Genomic DNA, 22,953 nt, shown 5'->3' with positions numbered 1-22,953 from the left:
GTGGGATTCATCTCGAATCCATGTCCCGTACCGCCGACCCGTACGGATTGTCAGTCCGGCGTGCTCTCATGGATGCATGATCGAAGTGATCGAAGACTTTCTTGTACGTGGCGTCTCCGACGTCGAAGAAGCCCTCCGCAAGGCCGCCGCAGCCGAGGTCATGCCGAGATTCCGGCAGCTCGCCGAGGGCGAAGTCGTCCAGAAGAGCGGGCCGCACGACCTCGTGACGGTGGCCGACCGGCTCGCCGAGGAGCAGCTGACGGCAGCACTCACCACCCTGCTCCCGGGCTCCCTCGTCGTGGGCGAGGAAGCCGTGCACGCGGACCCCTCGACGTACGAGGCGATAGGCACCGACGCACCGGTGTGGATCGTCGACCCGGTCGACGGCACACGGCAGTTCGTGCACGGCGACCCCGGATTCTGCATGCTGATCGCCCTGGCGTGGCGCGGAGAGGTGCTCGCCTCCTGGACGTACGCCCCGGCGCTCGACGAGATGGCCGTCGCGGTGCGCGGCAAGGGCGCCTGGCTGGACGGGGAGCGCCTGGTGGCCGGTTCTCCGGGCGAAGTGCTCGAAGTGGCGACCTCGCACCCGGACTTCACCACCCCCGAGCAGAAGCGCGCGCTGCTCGGCCTCCGCGTGGAGGGCGTCGCGCCGCGGCCCTGCGGTTCGGCGGGGCTCGAGTATCTCGCCATAGCCAAGGGGGAGTTGGACGCGGTCGCGTTCTCCTGGGAGCTCGCCTGGGACCACGCGGCGGGGCTGCTGCTCGTCGCCGAGGCCGGGGGCGGCAATCTGACCGTCGCCGGGGAGCCCTTCCGCATCGAGGGCGGGAACGCGCTGCCGTTCACGGCCGCCCGGGACGCCGCCACGGCTGACCGGGTGGTGGAGTTGCTGTCGGCCTCAGCCTGATCTGCGGCGCGCTGCGCCGCGGCTCGAGGCTGAAGCGCACGGTGGTGACCTCGAACTCGATGACGGTGCCGACGCCCGGCCAGTCCCCGGGATCGAGCGGGAGCTGCGCCAGGTCCACGAAGCCCACGAGCGGCAGCCCCAGCTCGACGAAGAGCCCGACCCGCCCCGGGCCCCACGGCAGGACGTCGACCGTGCCGGTCAGGCGGGTGCCTTGGGGGAGCGGGCCGCTCGTTTCCGGCGCCGTGGTGTTCCGGCTGTGGCGGGCGCGCTCCCACGCGGCTTCGAATTCCGCCTCGGAGACCGGCTCCCCACCGCTGACGGGGCCGTTCACGAGTGCGCCGTACCTCACCTCGTAGAGCTGCGCCCCCAGCGGCTCGAACTTGTCGAGCACCCAGGCCAGTTCGTCACGCGAGGCCGCCACGGACGCCGGGCCGTGCGGGTCGGTGAAGGACGCCTGCCGTAGGGCGATCGCGTCGTCCCCCGTCTCGAACCACTCGTCGGAGCCCACGTCAGCGCGGCGGAACCAGTACGTCACCCGTCAGAGGCTACCCGCGCCCACGGCGCTGTCGGTGGCCCGGCCTATCCTGGGCGGCAGAGGCCATCGGCTGACAAAGGAGTCCGAAGGTGCCGTCGATGCTTGATGCCGTCGTCGTGGGGGCGGGTCCGAACGGACTGACCGCTGCCGTCGAGCTGGCCCGCCGGGGCTTCTCGGTGGCCGTGTTCGAGGCCAAGGACACCGTCGGTGGCGGGGCGAGGACCGAGGAGCTGACGCTTCCCGGGTTCCGGCACGACCCCTGTTCCGCCGCACACCCGCTGGGCATCAACTCACCCGTGTTCCGCACCATGCCCCTCGACCGGTACGGCCTTCAGTGGCTCCAGCCGCAGCTGCCCATGGCCCACCCCTTCACGGACGGCAGCGCCGCCGTGCTGTCCCGTTCCGTCGCCGAGACCGCCGCCTCGTTCGGGCCGCGCGACGCGGGGGCGTACAGAAGGCTCATCGAGCCCTTCGTCGGCAAGTGGGACACCCTCCTGCAGGACTTCATGGCGCTGCCGTCGACGGCGCTGCCGCGCGACCCCGTGACCCTCGCCCGCTTCGGCCTCGCGGGCCTGGCGCCCTCCACCTGGCTCATGCGGCGCTTCCGCGACGAGCGGGCCCGCGCCCTGTTCTCCGGGCTCGTCGCCCATGTCATCGCGCCGCTCGGCGGAATCGCCACCGGCGCCGTCGGCATGGTCTTCGCGCTGGCCGCGCACGCCCGTGGCTGGCCGGTGGCCCGGGGTGGTTCGCAGTCGATCTCGGACGCGCTCACCGCGTATCTGAAGGACCTGGGCGGCGCGGTCCACACGGACTACGAGGTCAAGCGGCTCGACGACCTGCCGCCGGCGCGCGCGTACATCTTCGACACCTCACCCACCGCACTCGCCCGGATCGCAGGTCTGGGGCGGAGCTATGAGGGCTATCGGTACGGCGCGAGCGTCTTCAAGATCGACTACGCCCTGGACGGGCCCGTCCCGTGGACGGCGAAGGAGGCCAGGGAGGCGGGCACCGTGCAGGTGGGGGGCAGCAGCGCCGAGATCGGCGCCGCGCTGCACGCCGCCTCGCGCGAGAACCGCGCGCCCGACCCGCCGTTCCTGATCACCGTGCAGCCCAGCCTCGTCGACCCGTCCCGCGCGCCCGCGGGCAAGCAGGTCTTCTGGGCGTACGGCCATGTGCCGAACGGCTGGGACGGCGATCTCACCGACGCGATCGAGCGCCAGCTGGAGCGCTTCGCCCCCGGCTTCCGCGACCGCGTCCTCGCCCGCGCCACCGCGGGCCCGCCCGAGATGGCCGCGCGCAACGCCAACTACGTGGGCGGTGACATCGCCTGCGGCGCGGCCAGTGGACTCCAGTTGCTGCTGCGCCCCAAGCCCTCCCTCTTCCCTTATGGCACCGCGCACCCGGCCGTCTTCCTCTGCTCGTCCGCGACGCCGCCCGGCCCCGGCGTGCACGGCATGTCGGGGCACAACGCCGCGAAGGCGGTCTGGCGCAGGCTTCGCGCGGTGTGAGGGGCCTTGGGGCGGCTTCCGCGGCCCCGCAGCACCCCCGAACCTCCATGTCGGATTTTCGCCAGCCACCCCACCCGCCATGCCCGATCCTTGAACCATGCCCACCGCCCCAGCCGCAACCACGACAACCACCGCCACCACCCCACCGCCCCCCTCGATGCACACCGACGCCGAGCGCTGCGTACGTGCCGTGCAGTCGAAGGACGCGCGGTTCGACGGCTGGTTCTACACCGCCGTTCTGACCACCCGCATCTACTGCCGCCCCAGCTGCCCCGTAGTCCCCCCGAAGCCCGAGAACATGAGCTTCTACCCGAGCGCGGCGGCCTGCCAGCAGGAAGGGTTCCGGGCGTGCAAGCGGTGCCGGCCGGACAGCAGTCCCGGCTCGCCCGAGTGGAATCAGCGTGCCGACCTCGTGGCCCGCGCCATGCGTCTCATCGGGGACGGCGTGGTGGACCGCGACGGAGTCCCCGGCCTCTCCACCCGCCTCGGCTACAGCACCCGCCAGGTGGAACGCCAGCTCCTCGCGGAACTCGGCGCGGGCCCCCTCGCCCTGGCCAGGGCCCAGCGTGCCCAGACCGCCCGCCTGCTCATCGAGACGACCCCGATGCCCATGGCGGAGATCGCCTTCGCCGCCGGTTTCTCCTCGATCCGCACCTTCAACGACACCGTCCGCGAAGTCTTCGCCCTGGCCCCCAGCGAACTACGAGACCGCGCCCCGAAGACAGCCAAGCCAGCAGCACCGAAGGCCGCCCAGAACGTGCCCGCCCCCGGCACCCTCTCGCTCCGCCTCCCCTTCCGCGCCCCGCTCAACCCGGACAACCTCTTCGGCCACCTCATCGCCACCGCCGTACCCGGAGTCGAGGAGTGGCGCGACGGCGCCTACCGCCGCACGCTCCGACTCCCCTACGGCCACGGAGTCGTCGCCCTCACCCCCGCCCCGGACCACATCGCCTGCCGCCTCAGCCTCACCGACATGCGCGACCTCACGATCGCCATCAGCCGCTGCCGCCGCATGCTCGACCTGGACGCGGACCCGGTCGCGGTGGACGCCCAGCTGAGCGCCGATCCGCTGCTCGCACCCCTCGTGGCCAAGACGCCGGGCCGTCGCGTGCCGCGCACGGTCGACGAGGCGGAGTTCGCCGTACGCGCGGTACTCGGCCAGCAGGTCTCCACGGCCGCCGCCCGCACCCACGCCGCACGCCTGGTCACCGCGCACGGCGAGCCGATTGACGACCCCGAGGGCGGCCTCACCCACCTCTTCCCCGCCCCGGAAGCCCTCGCCGCGCTCGACCCGGAGTCACTCGCCCTGCCGCGCAGCCGCCGCACCACCCTGACCACGCTCGTACGTCACCTCGCCGACGGATCGCTGAAACTCGGCGTGGAGAGCGGCTGGGAAGAAGCCCGCGCCCGGCTCACCGAACTGCCCGGCTTCGGCCCCTGGACGGTCGAGGTCATCGCGATGCGGGCGCTCGGCGACCCCGACGCCTTCCTCCCCACCGACCTCGGGATCCGGCGCGCGGCACAGGAACTCGGCCTCCCGCACACCCCGGCGGCCCTGACCGAACGGGCCGCGGCCTGGCGCCCCTGGCGGGCGTACGCGGTGCAGTACCTGTGGGCGATCGACGACCACCCCATCAACAGCATCCCGGCGTAGTCCACCCACTCGCCCCATACAACAGACGTCCGGCCCCGCGACAGAGGACAGACAGACCATGCACCGCCAACACACCCTCATCGACAGCCCTTACGGCCCCCTGACCCTCGTGGCCACCGACGGCACCCTCAGCGGCCTCTACATGACAGAGCAGCGCCACCGCCCGCCCGAGGAGACCTTCGGCGACCGCGACGCGGGACCGTTCAGCGAGACGATCAGCCAGCTGGAGGCGTACTTCGCGGGCGAGTTGAGGGAGTTCGACCTGCCGATGCGCCTCGACGGCACGCCGTTCCAGCGCACCGTCTGGCAGCAGCTCCAGCTGATCCCGTACGGAGAGACCCGTACGTACGGACAGCTGGCGGACGCGCTGGGCAAGCCCAACGCCTCGCGCGCCGTCGGCCTGGCCAACGGCAAGAACCCGATCGGCGTCATCGTGCCCTGCCACCGGGTGATCGGCGCGGGCGGCTCCCTGACCGGCTACGGCGGCGGACTCGACCGCAAGCAGCGGCTGCTGGCCTTCGAGGGCGCGACACAGGGGAGCGAGGACGCCCTCTTCTAAGGGCCAGACACAACGGAACAATGGAATAGCGGCCCGCGGAGGTCAGCCGACCCGCAGCCCGTTCTCCAGCTCCACGGCCCCCACCCCGGCCCCGGCTCCCGCCCCCGCATCGAGCACCTCGAGCCCGGCCCGCACCCGCAGCCCCAGCTCGCCCGGCAGGAACTCCGGGAGATCCTCGCGGGCCACGAGCCGCCAGGAGAGCAACTCGTCGTCCTGGAGCTTGATCGACTTCAGCTGGTCGTCGCCGAGCACCCCGCCGTCGTACAGATAGGCCACCAGCGGCGGCCGCGCCGTACCCGGCACCCAGTCCACCGCGAGCAGCGCGCCCAGCTCGACGTCCAGGCCGATCTCCTCGGCGGTCTCACGGCGTGCCCCCTGCCGAGGTGTCTCCCCTTCGTCCGACTCGACGGTGCCGCCGGGCAGCGCCCACCCGTCCCGGTAGTTGGGCTCGACCAGCAGGATCCGTCCCTCGGAGTCCCGGAAGAGAGCGGCGGCCCCGGCGATGACGCGGGGGAGGCCGGCGATGTACGTGGCGTAGTCCTGAGCGGTCATCTGGAAAGGGTAGACAACTCCACCGTCCGTGCCGCCAGCTCGCTGATCCGCGCGCCGTCGAAGCCGAACACCGCACTGCGCACCCGGTCCTCGAGCGGATCCCGCCACTGCGCGGGGATCGCCTTGGCCCCGCACAGCACGCCCGCGACGGACCCCGCGGTCGCGCCGTTCGAGTCGGTGTCGAGGCCGCCGCGCACCGTCAGGGCGATGGTGCGCGTGAAGTCGCCGTCCCCGTACAGGAGTCCGGCGGTCAGGACGGCCGAGTTCGGCACCACGTGGACCCAGCCGAGCCCGGAGGTCTCCGCCTCGGCGGTGGCCAGCGTCTCCTCCCAGCTGAGCCCGGCCTCGTGGAGGGTGACGACCCGGCGCACCGTACGGGCGAGCCGGCAGCTCGACGGGATGACGCCGAATGCCACGTCCAGGGCGGCGCGCGGCGTCACCGCGGTGAACGAGGCCGAGACGAGCGCCGCCGCCCACATCGCCCCGTAGACGCCGTTGCCGGTGTGCGAGAGCACCGCGTCCCGGCGGGCGAGCGAGGCGGCACGGCGCGGTGCGCCGGGGTTCGTCCAGCCGAAGACGTCGGCACGGATGAGGGCGCCGATCCACTCCTGGCAGGAGTTCTCGTACGTCGCGGTGAGCGGCGGCTTGAGACCGTTCACGAGATTCCGGTACGCGGCGCGCTCCGCGGTGAACGTCTGCAGGTAGGGAAGGCGCAGCAGCCACAGCTCGCCGACCTGCTCGGTGCTGAACGCGAACCCGTGCGTCTCCAGGAGGTGCAGTCCGAGGATCGCGTAGTCGACGTCGTCGTCGCGGCAGCTGCCGTGCACCCCGCCGCGCACGCAGCTCTGCCACTCGGGACGGAGCTGGAACTCCTCCACCCAGGAGGGAGGTTCGGGCAGATAGTCGGTGAGCGGCAGCGCGTCGGCCTGGCGCAGATAGCGCTCGATGCGCTCACGCGTCCAGTAGTCGCCCCGCTCGATGGGTTTGCCGAGCATGTTGCCCGCGATCCGCCCGATCCAGCCGCCGAGGACGCGGTCGGCGAGTTCCGTGTGCACTGGGGTCATGCCTCCGGTTTACCGAATTCGGGGGGCTTGTGCGCGGTCAACGCGACCGGTTCGGCGCGGAGCATGAGACGTTTGTCTGGTTTTCGATCAGATGCACATTCTTGGGAGCGTCCGTGCAGCCCGTGCAGCCCATGAAGCCTGAAGCGACTGATCGATCATTTCTGTGATCAGAGTGCACTGGTATAGCCCAATTTAGAGCGATTTAAGGGAGCGGACCGAGGCTCCGAAATGCGGGCGGCCATGGGCAGGCGGCCCCTCCTCCGGTTATGGTCGCAGCGGCGCGACTGCCTTGACGCGAGCAAGGCCCGGAAAGCAAGGGGATGCAAGGTGGCGGACGCTGCTGGGACGGCGGGGCATGTGCTCATCGCCGCGGACAAGTTCAAGGGCTCACTCACGGCCGTGCAGGTCGCGGAGCGGGTGACGGCCGGGCTTCGCCGTGTCGCCCCGCACGTGGAGGTCGAGGCCCTGCCGGTGGCCGACGGCGGTGACGGCACGGTGGCCGCGGCGGTCGCCGCCGGTTTCGAACGCCGTGAGGTACGGGTCACGGGACCGCTCGGCGACGAGGTCACCGCGGCGTACGCGCTGCGGGACGGGACCGCGGTGGTGGAGATGGCGGAGGCGTCGGGCCTCCAGCTGCTGCCCGAGGGAGTCTTCGCGCCGCTCACGTCCACGACGTACGGCTCCGGGGAACTGCTGCGCGCGGCGCTCGACGCGGGCGCGCGGACGATCGTCTTCGGCGTCGGAGGCAGCGCGACGACGGACGGCGGCGCCGGAATGCTGGCCGCGCTCGGTGCGGTGTTCCTGGACGCGGATGGCGCGCCGGTGGCGCCGGGCGGTGGACCGCTGGCCTCGCTGGCCACGGCTGACCTGTCCGGCATCGACAAGCGGTTCGCCTCGGTGGACCTGGTCCTGGCCAGCGACGTGGACAACCCGCTGACCGGCCCGAAGGGCGCTCCCGCGGTGTACGGGCCGCAGAAGGGGGCGAGCCCGCAGGACGTGGCCGAGCTGGACGCGGCCCTCGCGCACTTCGCGCGGGTGCTCTCCGATTCGGTGGGCTCCTCCGCCCTGGAGTACGCCGAGTCCCCGGGAGCCGGAGCGGCAGGCGGCATCGGCTACGGCGCCCTCGTCGGGCTCGGCGCTAGCTTCCGCCCCGGCATCGAGGTCATGCTGGACGTTCTCGGCTTCGCGCCCGCGCTGGCGCGGGCGTCGCTGGTCATCACGGGGGAGGGCTCGCTGGACGAGCAGACCCTCCACGGCAAGGCTCCCGCGGGTGTCGCGGCGGCGGCCCGTGAGGCGGGCGTCGAGGTCGTGGCGGTCTGCGGCCGCCTGGCCCTTCCGGCGGAGGCCCTGGGCAAGGCGGGCATCCGACGCGCGTACGCCCTCACGGAGGTGGAGCCGGACGTGGCGCGATGCATCGCCGAGGCCGGGCCCATCCTGGAGACGGTGGCGGAGAACATCGCCCGGGATTTCCTGAGCTAGGCGTTCCACTGGGGGGTGCGGTGATGGCCTGCGGGCCGGTGGGGGCCGGCCGCGCAGTTCCCCGCGCCCCTGACGGGGCCGAACACCGGCCGGGCTGGATCTGTCCAGCCCGGCCGGATGGATCCAGCCCGTCCGGCGTTTGAGGACGAACTCGGCGGAGCCGGTGATCTACGGCGCGCAACGCCACCGGAGGCAGGATCCCCACCTCAGCCCGGCGCCAGCCGATACGCGTCGAGGGCCAATGTCATCTCCATCAGATCCCGGGGCCGCGCAAGCGACCGCGAGGTCAGCTGCTCGAGCCGCCGCAAGCGGTTGAACACCGTGTTCCGGTGGCAGTAGAGCCGCCCCGCGGCCCGCCCCGCCGACCCCTCGCACGCGAGCCAGGCGTCCAGCGTCTCCAGGAGCACCGCCCGGTCGGCCGGTTCAAGGGCGAGGACCTCCCCGAAGACGTCCGACACCAGACGCCCCGCCAGCTCCGGCTGGCTCACCACCAGGGCCGTCGGCATCCGCTGGTCGAGCCGCACGATCCCGGTCGCGTCCGGCGGACACGTACGCAGTGCAAGCTCGGCCAGGCGCCGCGCGTGGCCCAGCTCGGAGAGCCCCGCCACCACAGGGCTGATGCCGCCGGGCCCCGGGCACCGCCCGTCGAGCGCGGCGGTCAGCTCGTCAAGGCCCTCCTCCGCCCCGAGCGCCACCACCCCCACCTCACGGTCGGTCCGCATCCGCCAGACGAAGCGGAACCCGGCCCGCTGGATCTGCCGGTGGAACGCGGCACGCCCGTCACGCCGCTCGGCCCGCAGGACCACCACCGCGTACGGCCCGCGCTCCGGCAGATCAAGCCCCGCGGCCACCTGCGAGGCGAGCCCGGGGGCCGACTGGCCCTCCAGGAGCGCGTCGAACAGTGCCTGAAGCTGCTCGTCGGTGCGGCGCCGCAGCTCCATCTCCGTCGCCCGGTACGCGTCGGACGCCGCCGCGGCCTGGGCGTCGACCGCCGACCACACCATCGTCGCCGACCGCATCAGGACCGCGAGCTTCTCCGGGTCCTGCCCCACGGTGCCTTCGAGCAGCGAGTCCCAGACCAGATAGCCCGCGTTGCGGTACGAGTGCACCACCAGGTCGAGCGGCAGACCCTGCTGGGCCCGGCGCCGTCCCGCCTCCTCCGCGTACTCCAGATCGCGCCGCGGCGACGCGCGGGGAGCCGAGATGGTCTCGATGCCGATCCGCATCGCGTCCTCCGCCTCCCGCCACTGCTGGTCGTACGGCAGCACCCGCGCGTACACCGGCGAGTGCTCGAACAGCTGCCGCAGATGTTCGTCCACCAGCTCGGGAACGCGGGGGAGCAGCGCCACGCACGCCTCCTCAAGGACCTTCCAGTCGTGGCCCGTCCGAGGCCTGCGTCCGCTCATGGTTCTCTCCCCCATCGCTGCCGCCCGCCGTGCCTCTCTGCTGCGGAGGATGCCACCGCCCGGCCACCCCTGGCAGGCCCCTGACACGGGGTGTTGTGCCCGTGCACAACGGGCGGCCGGTCCCGCTGGTCACCCGCAGCGATTCGGACACAGGCCGTGGACGGGCGGGCGCGGCGGTGCTGTTGTGAGCGCCACGTGAAGGGCCGTGCGGCACGGGCGGCCGAGCGCCATGGGCAGGGCAGGCGGAGGACAGGGGGTCCCAGGTGGGTGGTTCCGGACTGGTCGTACAGGACGCGTCGGTCGGATACGGACCGGTGCGCGCGCTGCGCCAGGTGTCGATCGAGGTACCGGACGGCGCCGTCGTCGCGGTGCTCGGCGGCAACGGCGCGGGCAAGTCGACGCTCCTGCGCGCCATTTCACGCACCCTCGCCTTTCACCGGGGTGCGCTCACCACCGGCTCCATCCACTTCGGCGGGCGGCGCATCGACGGACTCCACGCGGACCGGGTGGTCGCCGCCGGAGTCTCCCAAGTCCCCGAAGGAAGAAGGGTGTTCGCCCGGATGACCGTCGCCGACAACCTGCGGGCGGGCGCGCTCGGCTCCGCGGGAAGCCGGGCCGCGAAGGCCAGGGCCCTGGAGCGCGTCCATGAACTCTTCCCGGTGCTCGCCGAGCGCGCGGGCCAGCGGGCCGGGCTCCTCTCGGGCGGCGAGCAGCAGATGCTCGCGGTGGCCAGGGCGCTGATGGGCTCGCCGAAGCTGCTCCTCCTGGACGAACCGTCCCTGGGGCTCGCCCCGTTGATGGCGGCACGCATCGCCGACACCATCCAGGAGATCAACACCCAGGGCACCTCGGTGCTCCTCGTCGAACAGAACGCGGCGCTCGCGCTGCGCCTCGCGTCGCGTGCGTACGTCCTGGACGTGGGCGAAGTGGCACTCGCGGGACCGGCGGACGAGCTGTCCGCGTCCGACGAGGTACGCCGCCGCTACCTCGGCGTGGTCGACGAGACCGCGGCGGCCGACGCCTCGCGCGGGGTCAGCGCGCTGCCGGTGCTGCGGCGATGGGCGGGCCGGCGATGACCGAGGACCACACGGCGGCCGATGGGCCACCGCAGGAGGCGGTCGACGTACCCGCCCTGGAAGTCAGGGAGTTGACCGTCCGCTTCGCGGGTCTCACCGCGCTCGACGCCGTCAGCTTCACCGTCGGGCCCGGCACCGTGCACGCGGTCATCGGGCCCAACGGCGCGGGGAAGTCCACCTGCTTCAACGTCCTGTCCGGCGTGTACCGCGCCACCGGCGGCAGCGTCCGCTTCGGTGAGCACGAGCTGACGGCGATGCCTCCGCACCGCATCGCCGACCTCGGCGTCGCACGGATCTTCCAGAACCTCGCCCTGCCGCCGCGCGCGACGGTCGCCGACAGCCTGATGCTCGGCCGTCACCGGCTGACCCGCACGGGATTCCTCGCCGCGGGCCTTCGCCTGCCGTCGGCCGCGCGCGAGGAGCGCGTACACCGCGAACGCGTCCGTGAGATAGCGGCGTTCGTGGGCATCGAACAGCAACTGCACGCACCGGCAGGCTCCTTGCCGTACGGGCAGCAGAAACTCGCCGAACTGGCCCGTGCCTTGTGCATGGAGCCACGGCTGCTCCTGCTCGACGAGCCCGTCGCGGGCATGACCGCGGATGAGCGCCGCCGCACGGCGGCCGTCATCGCGGGCGTCCGCGACAGCCTCGGAATCTCGATCGTCCTGGTGGAACACGACATGGGGGTGGTGATGCGGCTCGCGGACGCGGTGACCGTACTGGACTTCGGCCGGCGCATAGCGGACGGCGCCCCGGCGGCCGTGCAGAACGACCCGGCGGTCGTGCGGGCCTACCTGGGAGAGGAGGCCACGTCATGACCACCTTCGTCGAGCTGCTTCTCAACGGTCTCGCGATGGGCTCCGTCTACGCCCTCATCGCCCTCGGCTTCGTCGTCATCTTCCGGGCCACCGAAGTCGTGAACTTCGCGCATGCCTCGCTGCTCCTGGCCGGCGGCTACATCACCGCGATCCTCCACGACGACATCGGCTTCTGGCCGGCGCTGCTCGTCGGCATCGCGGGCGCCGCCGTGGTCGGCGCCGCCATCGAGTTCTTCGTCATGCGGCGCTACCGGGGCTCGGACCACAGCGTCCTCGCCATCGTCACCATCGGCGTCGACATCCTGCTCACCACCGAACTCACCCGCCGCCTAGGCACCGATGTCCTCTCCCTCGGCGACCCCTGGGGCGACTCCGTGCTCACCATCGGGTCGGTCTCCATCGCCCATACGCGGATCGCCGCGTTCGTCTCCGCCGCGCTCCTGATCACCGTCTTCCTGCTCGCCTTCCGCTACACCTCCTGGGGTGTGGCGATGCGCGCCGCGGCGGAGAGCCCGGAGACGGCGGCCCTGATGGGCGTGCGCCTGGGCAGGGTCTCGCTCGGCGCCTGGGCGGTGGCGGGCGGTCTGGCCGCCGTGGCGGCGCTCTTCCTCACGGTCTTCCCGACCCCGGGGCTCGAACGGGCCACCTCGCTGGCCGCGCTGAAGGCGTTCCCCGCCGCGATCCTCGGCGGGCTCGACTCCACCACGGGCGCTCTCGTCGGCGGGCTCGTGGTCGGGGTCACCGAGTCGCTCGCCACCGGGTACCAGAGCGAACTCACCTTCCTGGGAAGGGGCCTCGGCGACCTCGCGCCCTACCTCGTGATGACCGTCATCCTCCTCATCCGGCCCGCCGGACTCTTCGGCACGAAGGAGCTCACCCGTGTCTGAAGTCCTGGCCCGTGGACGGGAGTTGCGCTCCCGAGGCCGTACGCGGATGACGCGCCCCCGGACGTACGTCTGGATCGCGGGGGCCGTCCTCCTGCTCGCCCTGCCCTTCTATCTCGACCGGTTCTGGCTCCAGGCGGGCCTCTTCGCCATGGCGGCCGCGATCGGCGCCATCGGCCTCAACCTCCTCACCGGCGCGACCGGCCAGCTCTCCATGGGGCACGCCTTCTTCCTCGCGATCGGCGCGTACGGATACTGCGTCTTCGCGGGGGACGGGGAGGACGGCCTGACCGGGCTCGGGCTCCCCACCTGGATCGCTGCCACCCTCGCCGTGATCGTCGCGGGGATCGCGGGCGGACTCTTCAGCCCCATCGCGGGACGCCTGCGCGGCGCGTACCTCGGCATCGCGACCCTCGCCCTGATCTTCATCGGGCAGCACGTGCTCTTCAACGCCCATGACCTGACCGGCGGCTCCAACGGACGCGACGTGCCGCCCCTGAGCCTCTTCGGCATCACCTTCGACGACAGTGAGCTCGTCGTGGCGGCCGTGCCGTTCGGGTCGTCGGAGAAGCTCTGGTACGCGGGGCTCTTCCTCCTCTTCGGCTGCGGACTCTTCGCCCGCGGTGTGCTGCGCGGGCGGCCGGGGCGCGCCATGAACGCCATCCGCGACCACCGCATCGCCGCAGGCGTCATCGGGGTGCCCGTCGCCCGCTACCGTGCGGGAGTCTTCGTCCTGTCGTCGATGTACGCGGGCCTCGCCGGGGTCCTGCTGGCCCTCGTCTTCCAGCGCACCGTGCCGGACTACTTCGGCATCACGCTGTCCCTCGAATACCTCGCCATGATCGTCATCGGCGGCCTCGGCTCGGTGGCGGGCGCGGTGGCCGGTGCGGCCGTCGTGTCCCTGCTGCCGCAGCTCCTGACCCGGTACAGCGACGCGCTGCCCCTGGTCTCGGCCCCCGGCAGTGGCGGGATCACACCGGGTGAGGCGTCCCGATATCTGTACGGCGCCGCCGTCGTGGCGGTGGTGCTGTTCCTGCCCGGCGGCCTGGCCAGCTTCGCCGCCCGGCGCTCGAGGCCGACGTCCGGCCCAACTCCAGGGGAGGAACGATGAGTTCACGCACATTGAAAAGGGCCACCGCGACGGCTACGGCACTTGCCGCGCTGCTTGCGGTGGCGGGTTGCAGCTCCAAGGCGGAGGACGACAAGGGCGACAAGAAGAGCGAGGGCGGGGTCAAGACCGGCGTCGGCGTCTCGTCCGACGCGATCACGCTCGGCGTGCTCACCGACATGACCGGTGTCTACGCGACCCTCGGCAAGAGCGTCACCCAGGCCCAGCAGCTCTACGTCAAGCAGACCAACGCCGACGGCGGCATCTGCGGCCGCAAGCTGAAGCTGACCGTCCGCGACCACGGCTACGACCCTCAGAAGGCGGTCGCCGGGTACACCGAGCTGGAGCCGGACGTCCTCGGCTTCGCCCAGTTCATCGGCTCCCCGTTCGTCGCCGCGGTCAAGCAGCGGGTCGACGCGGACAAGGCGCTCGTACTGCCGCAGGCCTGGTCCGCGAACCTCCTGGGCAGCCCGTACGTCCGGGTCGTCGGCTCGACGTACGACCTGGAGACGATCAACGCGATCGACTTCCTGATGAAGGAGAAGGGCCTCAAGAAGGGCGACAAGCTCGGCCATGTCTACTTCGAGGGCGACTACGGCGAGAACGCTCTGAAGGGCTCGCAGTACATGGCGAAGAAGTCGGGCCTCACCGTCGTCGAGCAGAAGATCAAGGCGACCGACAACGACATGACGGCGCAGGTCGCCGCCCTGAAGAAGGCCGGGGTGAAGGGCGTGGTGATCAGTGCGGGCCCGCGCCAGGCGGCCTCGCTGGTGGGTGTCGCGGCGGCGGGCAAGTTCGACGTCCCGATCATCGGCAACAACTCGGCGTTCGCGCCCCAGCTCCTGGGCACACAGGCGGGCCCGGCCCTCGCGAAGAACTACTACGTGGCCTCGCCGACCCTGCCGATCGGCGCGGACACCCCCGTGGCGAAGAAGCTGGTCACCGACTACAAGGCGGCGTACCCCAAGGACGCCCTGGACAACGGCGTGTCGGCCGGCTGGACCGCGGCGTCCATCTTCGGCGAGGCACTGAAGAGGGCGTGCAAGAGCAAGGACCTCACCCGTGAGGGCGTCGACAAGGCGCTCCTGACGATCAACGCCTACGACACGGGCCTCGGCGTCGACCAGAACTTCACCGACCCCAAGGCGCCCTCCTCGAAGGAGAGCGTGATCCTGCGGCCCGACAAGAACGTGACGGGCGGCATGAAGGTGGCCAGGGAGCCGGGCGCCTCGGCGGCGGCCGAGGGGTACACCACGCCGGGAGCCTGAGAGCGCACCGCGTCCGAGCGGCCCGGATCCGGGCAACGAGAAGGGGCCCGAACCAAGTGGTTCGGGCCCCTTCCGCGACGTACAAGAACCGCTACGGCAGCTGCGCTGCCCGTGCCTCACGCCGGTTGTCCCGGAAGTTGTTCACCCGGCGGGCCGTGGCGAACAGCGGGATCACCGCGCCGAGCACCAGCTGCAGCGCGCAGCCGGTCTGCAGCAGGAGCTGCCCGCCCGGAGCCTCGAAGGCCCAGGCCGCCAGCAGCCCCATGGCCGCGACGATCCACGCGAGCATCGCCACCGCGAGGGGACCCCGCGGCTTGGGGTACTCGACCCGGCTGACCATGAGCCACGCCGTACCGATGATCGCCAGGAGCGTCGCCACGAAGGGCAGCTCCAGGAGCACGATCGAGACGACCGTGAGGGCACCGAAGGGCGAGGGCATGCCCTGGAAGGTGCCGTCCTTCACGGTCACGCAACTGAACCGCGCAAGCCGCAGCACCACCGCCAACAGCACGACGATCGCTCCGACCGCGGCCACTCTCTGGTGCGCGTCGTCGGCGACCATGCCGTAGACGAGGACGAAGTACGCGGGGGCCAGACCGAAGCTGATCAGGTCCGACAGGTTGTCGAGCTCGGCGCCCATCGGCGAGGAGCGCAGCTTGCGTGCCACGAGCCCGTCGAAGAGGTCGAAGACGGCCGCGCAGAGCATCAGGATCACGGCGGTCGCGGCGGAGTGCCGCGCCATGCCGCTTTCGTTGCTGCCCTGAAGGTGCGGGATGAGGATGCCCGTGGTGGTGAAGTACACCGCCATGAAGCCGCACGTGGCGTTACCGAGCGTGAGGGTGTCCGCTATTGAAAGGCGGAGTGAGAGAGGCATCTCCTCGTCGGCCTCGTCCTCGGCCGCCTCGGGCACCCAGCCCGCCTGTGTCTCAGGATCAACCACGGTCAATTCGAGTCACCCCAGCCACGGTCTTCTGACCGACCTCGACGTCCACGTCGACACCCTCGGGGAGGTAGATGTCGACGCGAGAGCCGAAGCGGATCAGGCCGATCCGTTCACCTTGCTCCACCTTCGTGCCCTGCGGCACGTAAGGAACGATGCGTCGCGCGACGGCGCCCGCGATCTGGATCATCTCGATGTCACCGAGCTCGGTGTCGAAGTGCCAGACGACGCGTTCGTTGTTCTCGCTCTCCTTGTTGAACGCCGGGACGAACCCGCCGGGGATGTGCTCCACGGACGTCACCGTGCCCGCGAGGGGCGCGCGGTTGACGTGGACGTTCAACGGGCTCATGAAGATCGCGACGCGGGTACGCCCGTCCTTCCACGGCATGATGCTCTGCACCACGCCGTCGGCCGGGGAGATGACCCGGCCCTGGGCGATGTCGCGCTCGGGGTCGCGGAAGAACCACAGCATGCCCGCCGCCAAGGCGGTGGCAGGCACGGCGACGGCCGCGGCGCCCTTGGAGTGACGCGCGCGGACGAGGCTGAGCGCCGCGGTGGCGACGGTCGGCAGGAGCCACGGCGATGCTCCGCGCGCAAGGCGTACGCCAGCGAGGCTGTCGCGTGGTGCAGAGGTTTGGCTGTGGGGCATGGATGACCTTCGTAGCGGATGATGCCGCGCATGAACGGGGGACGGCGGCTTTTTCCGGATGGTATCGGTTGCGAGCCACAACTGGGCAAGCCAGGAAGCGGAGTCGACGGCCGAAGAGTGTTGACAGGGTGTGACCTTGTTCTCGATGAAAACACCCCAAATCGGGCATCTAGCCCTGGAATCGATACTCTTCGAGCAGTCGCCGCCCAATGATCATTTTCTGGATCTCGGCGGTACCTTCGCCGATCAGCAGCATCGGAGCCTCACGGTACAGGCGCTCGATCTCGTACTCCTTCGAGAAGCCATAACCGCCATGAATCCGGAACGCGTCCTCTACGACTTCTTTGCAGTATTCAGAGGCGAGGTACTTCGCCATCCCTGCTTCGAGGTCGTTTCGTTCCCCGGAGTCCTTTTTGCGTGCTGCATTCACCATCATCGCATGGGCGGCCTCGACCTTGGTAGCCATCTCGGCCAGCTTGAACTGAATCGCCTGGTGCTGGGCGATCGCCTTGCCGAAAGTGTGGCGTTGCTGGGCATATGAGACACCGAGCTCAAATGCACGCTGAGCGACCCCGCAGCCACGCGCCGCGACATTTACCCGACCGACTTCGACGCCGTCCATCATTTGGTAAAAACCGCGTCCGGTCGTCCCGCCGAGCACGCGATTGGCCGGAATTCGCAGTCCGTCCATGATGAGTTCGGTCGTGTCGACGCCCTTGTAACCCATCTTGTCGATCTTGCCGGGGATGGTGAGGCCGGGCCGGACCTCTCCGAAGCCGGGCTCCTTCTCGACGAGGAAGGTCGTCATCGACTTGTGGGGCGCCGTGCCCTCGGGGTGTCCTTCGTCACTTCGGCACAGAACGGCCACCAGAGTCGACGTTCCGCCGTTGGTCAGCCACATCTTCTGACCGTTGAGGACGTACTCGTCGCCGTCCTTGACGCCCTTGGACGTGATCGCCGACACGTCGGAGCCGAGTGCGGGCTCCGACATGGAGAACGCGCCGCGCACCTCGCCGGCCGCCATGCGCGGCAGGAAGGTGTCCTTCTGCTCCTGCGTCCCGTGCTGCTTGAGCATGTAGGCGACGATGAAGTGGGTGTTGATGATGCCGGAGACCGACATCCAGCCACGCGCTATCTCCTCGACGCACAGTGCGTACGTGAGCAGCGACTCGCCCAGACCGCCGTACTCCTCCGGGATCATGAGCCCGAAGAGGCCCAACTCCTTGAGACCGTCCACGATCTGCTGCGGGTACTCGTCACGGTGCTCGAGCTCCGTGGCGACCGGAATGATCTCCTTGTCGACGAAGTCCCGGACGGTGGAGAGGATCTCCTGCTGGATGTCGGTGAGACCTGCGGTCTGCGCGAGTCGGCTCATGGCTACTTCTCCTGCGTCTTCTTCGCGGTGTCCCGCAGCTCCGGGCGGCCGGGCTGCTCGCCGCCGCGCTCCTTGATGTACGTCTCGGTGGGGACCATCACCTTGCGGCGGAACACGCAGACCAGCGTGCCGTCCTGCTTGTAGCCCTTGGTCTCCACATGGACGATCCCGCGGTCCGACTTGGACTTCGACGGAGTCTTGTCCAGGACCGTGGTCTCGCCGTAGATCGTGTCGCCGTGGAAGGTCGGCGCCACGTGCTTGAGCGACTCGACCTCCAGGTTGGCGATCGCCTTGCCCGAGACGTCCGGCACGGACATGCCCAGAAGCAGCGAGTAGATGTAGTTGCCCACGACGACGTTCTTCCCGAAGTCGGTCGTCTTCTCCGCATAGTTGCTGTCCATGTGGAGGGGGTGGTGGTTCATCGTCAGGAGGCAGAAGAGGTGGTCGTCGTACTCGGTGACCGTCTTTCCGGGCCAGTGCTTGTAGACGTCCCCGACGGTGAACTCTTCGTAGGTGCGGCCGAACTGCATGGTCAGGCCTCCGGGATCTCGAACTTGGAGGTGCGCGTCATGCCCGCGGCGCGCCCCTTGCCGGAGATGACAAGGGCCATCTTGCGGCTCGCCTCGTCGATCATCTCGTCGCCGAGCATCGCCGAGCCCTTCTTGCCGCCCGCCTCGGAGGTGCAGTAGTCGTAGGCGTCCAGGATCAGCTCGGCGTGGTCGTAGTCCTCCTGGGAGGGCGAGAAGACCTCGTTGGCCGCCTCGACCTGGCCGGGGTGCAGGACCCACTTGCCGTCGAAGCCGAGGGCTGCGGCGCGGTTCGCGACCTCGCGGTAGCCGTCGACGTTCTTGATCTGGAGGTAAGGGCCGTCGATCGCCTGGAGGTTGTTGGCGCGCGCGGCCATCAGGATCTTCATCAGGATGAAGTGGTAGGCGTCCGCGGGGTAGCCGGGCGGCTGCTCGCCGACGACCAGGGACTTCATGTTGATGGATGCCATGAAGTCGGCCGGGCCGAAGATGATCGTCTCGACGCGCGGCGACGCCTGCGCGATCGCGTTGACGTTGTTCAGGCCCTGCGCGTTCTCGATCTGCGCCTCGATGCCGATCTTGCCGACCTCGAAGCCCATCGTCTTCTCGATCTGCGTGAGCAGGAAGTCGAGCGCGACGACCTGGTCGGCTGTCTGCACCTTCGGCAGCATGATGCAGTCGAGGTTCTGGCCCGCGCCCTCGACGACCGTGACCACGTCGCGGTACGTCCACTCGGTCGTCCAGTCGTTGACGCGCACGACCCGCGTCTTGCCCGTCCAGTCGCCCTCGTTGAGGAACTTGACGATGGTGTGCCGTGCCTCCGGCTTGGCGAGCGGCGCGCAGGCGTCCTCCAGGTCGAGGAAGACCTGGTCGGCGGGGAGGCCCTGGGCCTTCTCCAGGAAGCGCGGGTTCGAACCCGGTACCGCCAGACACGAGCGGCGGGGGCGGAGACGGTTGATGGGCGCGGTCATGCGGGGACCTCCAGAGGGTCGAGCTTGTTCGCTTTCCGGATCTCGTCGACGATACGGCCGATGATCTCGGTGATGCCGAAGTCCTTGGGGGTGAAGACGGCGGCCACACCGGCCGCCTTCAGGTCCTCGGCGTCGCTGTTGGGGATGATGCCGCCCGCGATGACGGGGATGTCGGGAGCGCCCGCCTCGCGCAGGCGCACCAGGACGTCCGGCACGAGCTGCGCGTGCGAGCCGGAGAGGATCGACAGGCCCACGGCGTGCACGTCCTCCGCGAGCGCGGCGTCGACGATCTGCTCGGGCGTGAGCCTGATGCCCTGGTAGACCACCTCGAAGCCGGCGTCACGCGCACGCACCGCGATCTGCTCGGCCCCGTTGGAGTGCCCGTCGAGGCCCGGCTTGCCGACCAGGAAGCGGAGCTTGCCGGTGCCGAGGTCGGCGGCGGTCTTGGCGACCTTGTCGCGGACGAGGGCGAGCGGCGTACCGGCCTCCGCGGTGACGGCCACCGGAGCGCTGGAGACACCCGTGGGCGCCCGGAACTCTCCGAAGACCTCCCGCAGGGCGCCGGACCACTCCCCGGTCGTCACACCGGCGCGTGCGCACTCCAGGGTGGCCTCCATGAGGTTGCCCGTGCCCGCGGCGACCTCCTTGAGCTTCTCCAGGGCCTTGCAGGGGCGCGGGTGGTTGAACGGCGGCTGGTAGCGGGTGTCGCGCCAGTGCTTGAGGGCGTTCACGACGCGGTTCTCGACCGCCGGGTCGACCGTCATGATCGCCGTGTCCAGGTCAGCGGTGAGCGGGTTGGGCTCGGTCGACTCGTAGGCGTTGACGCCGACGATCTTCTCCTCGCCCGACTCGATGCGCGCCCTGCGCTCGGCGTGCGAGGAGACCAGCTGCGACTTCAGGTAGCCGGACTCGACGGCGGCCATCGCGCCGCCCATCTGCTCGATGCGGTCCATCTCGGCGAGCGACTCCTCGACGAGGGACTCCACCTTGGCCTCGATGACGTGCGAGCCCTCGAAGATGTCCTCGTACTCCAGGAGATCGCTCTCCAGGGCGAGCACCTGCTGGATGCGCAGCGACCACTGCTGGTCCCACGGCCGGGGCAGGCCGAGCGCCTCGTTCCAGGCGGGGAGCTGCACGGCACGCGCGCGTGCGTCCTTGGAGAGTGTGACGGCCAGCATCTCCAGGACGATGCGCTGGACGTTGTTCTCGGGCTGCGCCTCGGTCAGGCCGAGCGAGTTGACCTGCACGCCGTAGCGGAAACGGCGCTGCTTGGGGTTGGTGATGCCGTACCGCTCGCGCGTGATCCGGTCCCAGATGCGGCCGAAGGCCCGCATCTTGCACATCTCCTCGACGAAGCGGACGCCCGCGTTCACGAAGAAGGAGATGCGGGCGACGACGTCACCGAACTTCTCGTCCGGCACCTGCCCGGAGTCGCGCACGGCGTCGAGGACGGCGACGGCGGTGGACATCGCGTACGCGATCTCCTGCACCGGAGTGGCCCCGGCCTCCTGCAGGTGGTAGCTGCAGATGTTGATGGGGTTCCACTTGGGGATGTGCGCCACCGTGTACGTGATCATGTCGGTGGTGAGGCGGAGGGAGGGCACCGGCGGGAAGACGTGCGTCCCGCGCGAGAGGTACTCCTTGACGATGTCGTTCTGCGTCGTCCCCTGGAGCTGCGTGATGTCCACGCCCTGCTCCTCCGCGACCACCTGATAGAGCGCCAGGAGCCACATGGCCGTGGCATTGATCGTCATCGAGGTGTTCATCTGCTCCAGGGGGATGTCCTGGAACAGCCGCCGCATGTCGCCCACGTGCGAGACGGGGACGCCGACCCGGCCGACCTCGCCGCGGGCGAGGATGTGGTCCGGGTCGTAGCCGGTCTGCGTGGGCAGGTCGAACGCGACCGAGAGGCCCGTCTGACCCTTGGCGAGGTTGCGCCGGTACAGCTCGTTGGACGCCTCGGCCGTGGAGTGACCGGCATAGGTCCGCATGAGCCACGGCCGGTCCTTCTGACGCTCTGTCATGTGCGAACCCTCAGCCCTCAGACGTTCCGGAAGCGGTTGATGGCGTCGATGTGCTTGGCCCGCATCTCGGGGTCGCGCACGCCGAGGCCTTCTTGGGGTGCGAGGGCGAGGACGCCGACCTTGCCCTGGTGGAGGTTGCGGTGGACGTCGTAGGCGGCCTGGCCGGTCTCTTCGAGGGAGTAGACGCGGGAGAGGGTGGGGTGGATCTTGCCCTTGGCGATGAGGCGGTTGGCTTCCCAGGCCTCGCGGTAGTTGGCGAAGTGCGAGCCCACGATGCTCTTGAGGGACATCCACAGGTAGCGGTTGTCGTACTCGTGGTTGTAGCCGGAGGTCGAGGCGCAGGTGACGATGGTGCCGCCCTTGCGGGTGACGTAGACGGAGGCGCCGAAGGTCTCGCGGCCGGGGTGTTCGAAGACGATGTCCACGTCCTCGCCGCCGGTGAGTTCGCGGATGCGCTTGCCGAAGCGCTTCCATTCCTTGGGGTCCTGGGTGTGTTCGTCCTTCCAGAACTTGTAGCCCTCGGCGTTGCGGTCGATGATCGCCTCGGCGCCCATGGCGCGGCAGATGTCGGCCTTCTGGTCGCTGGAGACGACGCAGATCGGGTTGGCGCCTCCGGCGAGGGCGAACTGGGTGGCGTAGGAGCCGAGGCCGCCGCTGGCGCCCCAGATCAGGACGTTGTCGCCCTGCTTCATGCCGGCGCCGTTGCGCGAGACGAGCTGGCGGTAGGCGGTGGAGTTGACCAGGCCGGGGGACGCGGCCTCTTCCCAGCTCAGGTGGTCGGGCTTGGGCATCAGCTGGTTGGACTTGACCAGGGCGATCTCCGCGAGGCCGCCGAAGTTGGTCTCGAAGCCCCAGATGCGCTGCTCGGGGTCGAGCATCGTGTCGTTGTGGCCGTCGGAGGATTCCAGCTCGACGGACAGGCAGTGCGCGACGACCTCGTCGCCGGGGTTCCAGGCGTTGACGCCGGGTCCGGTGCGCAGGACGACGCCTGCCAGGTCGGAGCCGATGACGTGGTAGGGCAGGTCGTGGCGCTTGGTCAGCTCGCTCAGGCGGCCGTACCGCTCCAGGAAGCTGAAGGTGGACACGGGCTCGAAGATCGAGGTCCACACGGAGTTGTAGTTGACCGAGGAGGCCATGACGGCCACCAGGGCCTCGCCCGGGCCGAGTTCGGGCACCGGAACGTTGTCCAGGTGCAGCGACTTGCGGGGGTCCTTGTCGCGGGTCTCGAGCCCGGCGAACATCTCCGCCTCGTCCTTGTGCACGGTGATCGCGCGGTACGAGTCGGGCAGGGGGAGAGCGGCGAAGTCGGCGGACGTGGTGTCCGGCGACTGGATCGCGTCCAGGATTTCCTTCACGGTGATGCCTCCGGCGAAGTGCGGGCCCCCTCTGAGGGGAACACGCTCTTGAGGGTTACGTCGGGTGCTGCTGGTGCTTGTGGAGGTGTGCCGTCGGTTCGGCGAAGGGTGATGCTCGGCAGCGCTTGGTGTGGCGCGGGAGGTTGCCTGTGACGCAGGCGTCCGGGCGCACGAGCCGTGGCTTGTGGGGACAGCCGGCGTACGGATGTTCTCTGCACGCCGGCCGCCCGGACAACATCAACGTATGACACCGCGTGCCAGTGGGCAAGACACTGAGTGCCATCAATTTTTGAT

At 70.1% G+C, this 22,953-nt stretch carries 21 protein-coding genes; 10 read left to right on the top strand and 11 right to left on the bottom strand.

Going from position 1 to position 22,953, the window contains the following annotated elements; translation table 11 throughout:
• The first annotated feature begins 76 nt into the window (after window positions 1-76).
• Window positions 77-907, top strand: a complete 831-nt coding sequence (locus tag ABZ833_RS11550) for an inositol monophosphatase family protein (protein ID WP_361044365.1) — start codon at window positions 77-79, stop codon at window positions 905-907.
• Here ABZ833_RS11550 and ABZ833_RS11545 read toward each other — a convergent pair.
• A complete protein-coding gene (locus ABZ833_RS11545) occupies window positions 843-1,442 on the bottom strand; it encodes a hypothetical protein (protein ID WP_361044362.1) in 600 nt (199 codons plus the stop codon). The genes ABZ833_RS11550 and ABZ833_RS11545 overlap by 65 nt on opposite strands.
• A 98-nt stretch (window positions 1,443-1,540) precedes the next feature.
• On the opposite strand from ABZ833_RS11545, the gene ABZ833_RS11540 reads away from it, so the two are divergent.
• From ABZ833_RS11540 to ABZ833_RS11530, 3 genes are all read left to right on the top strand, one after another.
• Window positions 1,541-2,950 carry an NAD(P)/FAD-dependent oxidoreductase gene (locus ABZ833_RS11540; RefSeq protein ID WP_361044811.1) on the top strand — a complete coding sequence of 470 codons (1,410 nt, stop codon included), beginning with the start codon at window positions 1,541-1,543 and terminating at the stop codon, window positions 2,948-2,950.
• Window positions 2,951-3,107: 157 nt separating this feature from the next.
• Window positions 3,108-4,604: an AlkA N-terminal domain-containing protein gene (locus ABZ833_RS11535; protein ID WP_361044808.1), complete on the top strand. Its 1,497-nt coding sequence runs from the start codon at window positions 3,108-3,110 to the stop codon at window positions 4,602-4,604.
• Window positions 4,605-4,662: 58 nt separating this feature from the next.
• Complete coding sequence (locus ABZ833_RS11530; RefSeq protein ID WP_361044359.1) at window positions 4,663-5,163, top strand: methylated-DNA--[protein]-cysteine S-methyltransferase; 501 nt, start codon at window positions 4,663-4,665, stop codon at window positions 5,161-5,163.
• A gap of 42 nt (window positions 5,164-5,205) precedes the next feature.
• On the opposite strand, the gene ABZ833_RS11525 is transcribed toward ABZ833_RS11530, so the two are convergent.
• Window positions 5,206-5,715 (bottom strand): NUDIX hydrolase, encoded by a 510-nt coding sequence (locus ABZ833_RS11525; protein ID WP_361044357.1) that lies wholly within the window; start codon window positions 5,713-5,715, stop codon window positions 5,206-5,208.
• Entirely contained in the window at window positions 5,712-6,779 is a 1,068-nt protein-coding gene (locus tag ABZ833_RS11520) for an ADP-ribosylglycohydrolase family protein (protein WP_361044354.1), read from the bottom strand. Before ABZ833_RS11520 ends, ABZ833_RS11525 begins: the two co-directional genes overlap by 4 nt.
• A gap of 357 nt (window positions 6,780-7,136) precedes the next feature.
• Between ABZ833_RS11520 and ABZ833_RS11515 the strand changes: the two genes are divergently transcribed.
• A complete protein-coding gene (locus ABZ833_RS11515; protein ID WP_361044805.1) occupies window positions 7,137-8,258 on the top strand; it encodes a glycerate kinase in 1,122 nt (373 codons plus the stop codon).
• A gap of 206 nt (window positions 8,259-8,464) precedes the next feature.
• On the opposite strand, the gene ABZ833_RS11510 is transcribed toward ABZ833_RS11515, so the two are convergent.
• Window positions 8,465-9,664, bottom strand: coding sequence for a helix-turn-helix domain-containing protein (locus ABZ833_RS11510; protein WP_361044352.1), 1,200 nt, complete (start codon window positions 9,662-9,664; stop codon window positions 8,465-8,467).
• Window positions 9,665-9,927: 263 nt separating this feature from the next.
• On the opposite strand from ABZ833_RS11510, the gene ABZ833_RS11505 reads away from it, so the two are divergent.
• The 5 genes from ABZ833_RS11505 to ABZ833_RS11485 are packed head-to-tail and all read left to right on the top strand — an operon-like array spanning window position 9,928 to window position 14,818.
• On the top strand, window positions 9,928-10,740 hold the full coding sequence (locus ABZ833_RS11505; protein ID WP_361044349.1) for an ABC transporter ATP-binding protein: 813 nt from the start codon (window positions 9,928-9,930) through the stop codon (window positions 10,738-10,740).
• Window positions 10,737-11,558 (top strand): ABC transporter ATP-binding protein, encoded by an 822-nt coding sequence (locus ABZ833_RS11500; protein WP_361044347.1) that lies wholly within the window; start codon window positions 10,737-10,739, stop codon window positions 11,556-11,558. Before ABZ833_RS11505 ends, ABZ833_RS11500 begins: the two co-directional genes overlap by 4 nt.
• Complete coding sequence (locus ABZ833_RS11495) at window positions 11,555-12,445, top strand: branched-chain amino acid ABC transporter permease (RefSeq protein ID WP_361044345.1); 891 nt, start codon at window positions 11,555-11,557, stop codon at window positions 12,443-12,445. Before ABZ833_RS11500 ends, ABZ833_RS11495 begins: the two co-directional genes overlap by 4 nt.
• 46 nt (window positions 12,446-12,491) lie before the next feature.
• Window positions 12,492-13,553: a branched-chain amino acid ABC transporter permease gene (locus tag ABZ833_RS11490; protein ID WP_249592751.1), complete on the top strand. Its 1,062-nt coding sequence runs from the start codon at window positions 12,492-12,494 to the stop codon at window positions 13,551-13,553.
• Window positions 13,550-14,818: an ABC transporter substrate-binding protein gene (locus ABZ833_RS11485; RefSeq protein WP_361044343.1), complete on the top strand. Its 1,269-nt coding sequence runs from the start codon at window positions 13,550-13,552 to the stop codon at window positions 14,816-14,818. The genes ABZ833_RS11490 and ABZ833_RS11485 overlap by 4 nt, the downstream gene beginning before the upstream one ends.
• A 91-nt stretch (window positions 14,819-14,909) precedes the next feature.
• Here the strand turns inward: ABZ833_RS11485 and pssA are convergent, their stop codons facing one another.
• The 7 genes from pssA to ccrA all read right to left on the bottom strand — a co-directional run bounded on the left by pssA (window position 14,910) and on the right by ccrA (window position 22,659).
• Window positions 14,910-15,764 carry a CDP-diacylglycerol--serine O-phosphatidyltransferase gene (gene pssA / locus ABZ833_RS11480; RefSeq protein ID WP_249586749.1) on the bottom strand — a complete coding sequence of 285 codons (855 nt, stop codon included), beginning with the start codon at window positions 15,762-15,764 and terminating at the stop codon, window positions 14,910-14,912.
• The gene (locus ABZ833_RS11475) at window positions 15,751-16,407 is read right to left on the bottom strand and encodes a phosphatidylserine decarboxylase (RefSeq protein WP_361044341.1); all 657 of its coding nucleotides are present in this window, start codon (window positions 16,405-16,407) and stop codon (window positions 15,751-15,753) included. Before ABZ833_RS11475 ends, pssA begins: the two co-directional genes overlap by 14 nt.
• Before the next feature lie 169 nt (window positions 16,408-16,576).
• A complete protein-coding gene (locus ABZ833_RS11470; RefSeq protein ID WP_160508249.1) occupies window positions 16,577-17,782 on the bottom strand; it encodes an acyl-CoA dehydrogenase family protein in 1,206 nt (401 codons plus the stop codon).
• A gap of 2 nt (window positions 17,783-17,784) precedes the next feature.
• Entirely contained in the window at window positions 17,785-18,312 is a 528-nt protein-coding gene (locus ABZ833_RS11465) for a MaoC family dehydratase (RefSeq protein ID WP_361044337.1), read from the bottom strand.
• 2 nt (window positions 18,313-18,314) lie between these two features.
• Window positions 18,315-19,280, bottom strand: a complete 966-nt coding sequence (locus ABZ833_RS11460) for a CoA ester lyase (protein WP_249586745.1) — start codon at window positions 19,278-19,280, stop codon at window positions 18,315-18,317.
• A complete protein-coding gene (locus ABZ833_RS11455; RefSeq protein WP_361044334.1) occupies window positions 19,277-21,304 on the bottom strand; it encodes a methylmalonyl-CoA mutase family protein in 2,028 nt (675 codons plus the stop codon). Before ABZ833_RS11455 ends, ABZ833_RS11460 begins: the two co-directional genes overlap by 4 nt.
• Before the next feature lie 17 nt (window positions 21,305-21,321).
• Window positions 21,322-22,659 carry a crotonyl-CoA carboxylase/reductase gene (gene ccrA / locus ABZ833_RS11450; protein WP_361044332.1) on the bottom strand — a complete coding sequence of 446 codons (1,338 nt, stop codon included), beginning with the start codon at window positions 22,657-22,659 and terminating at the stop codon, window positions 21,322-21,324.
• Window positions 22,660-22,953 lie beyond the last annotated feature (294 nt).

Origin of the sequence: Streptomyces sp. NPDC047525 (genome assembly GCF_040643025.1) — a bacterium.
Lineage (GTDB): Bacteria > Actinomycetota > Actinomycetes > Streptomycetales > Streptomycetaceae > Streptomyces > Streptomyces durmitorensis.
Note: the sequence above shows the minus strand (reverse complement) of the source record. Positions and strands in the feature narration are given on the sequence as shown.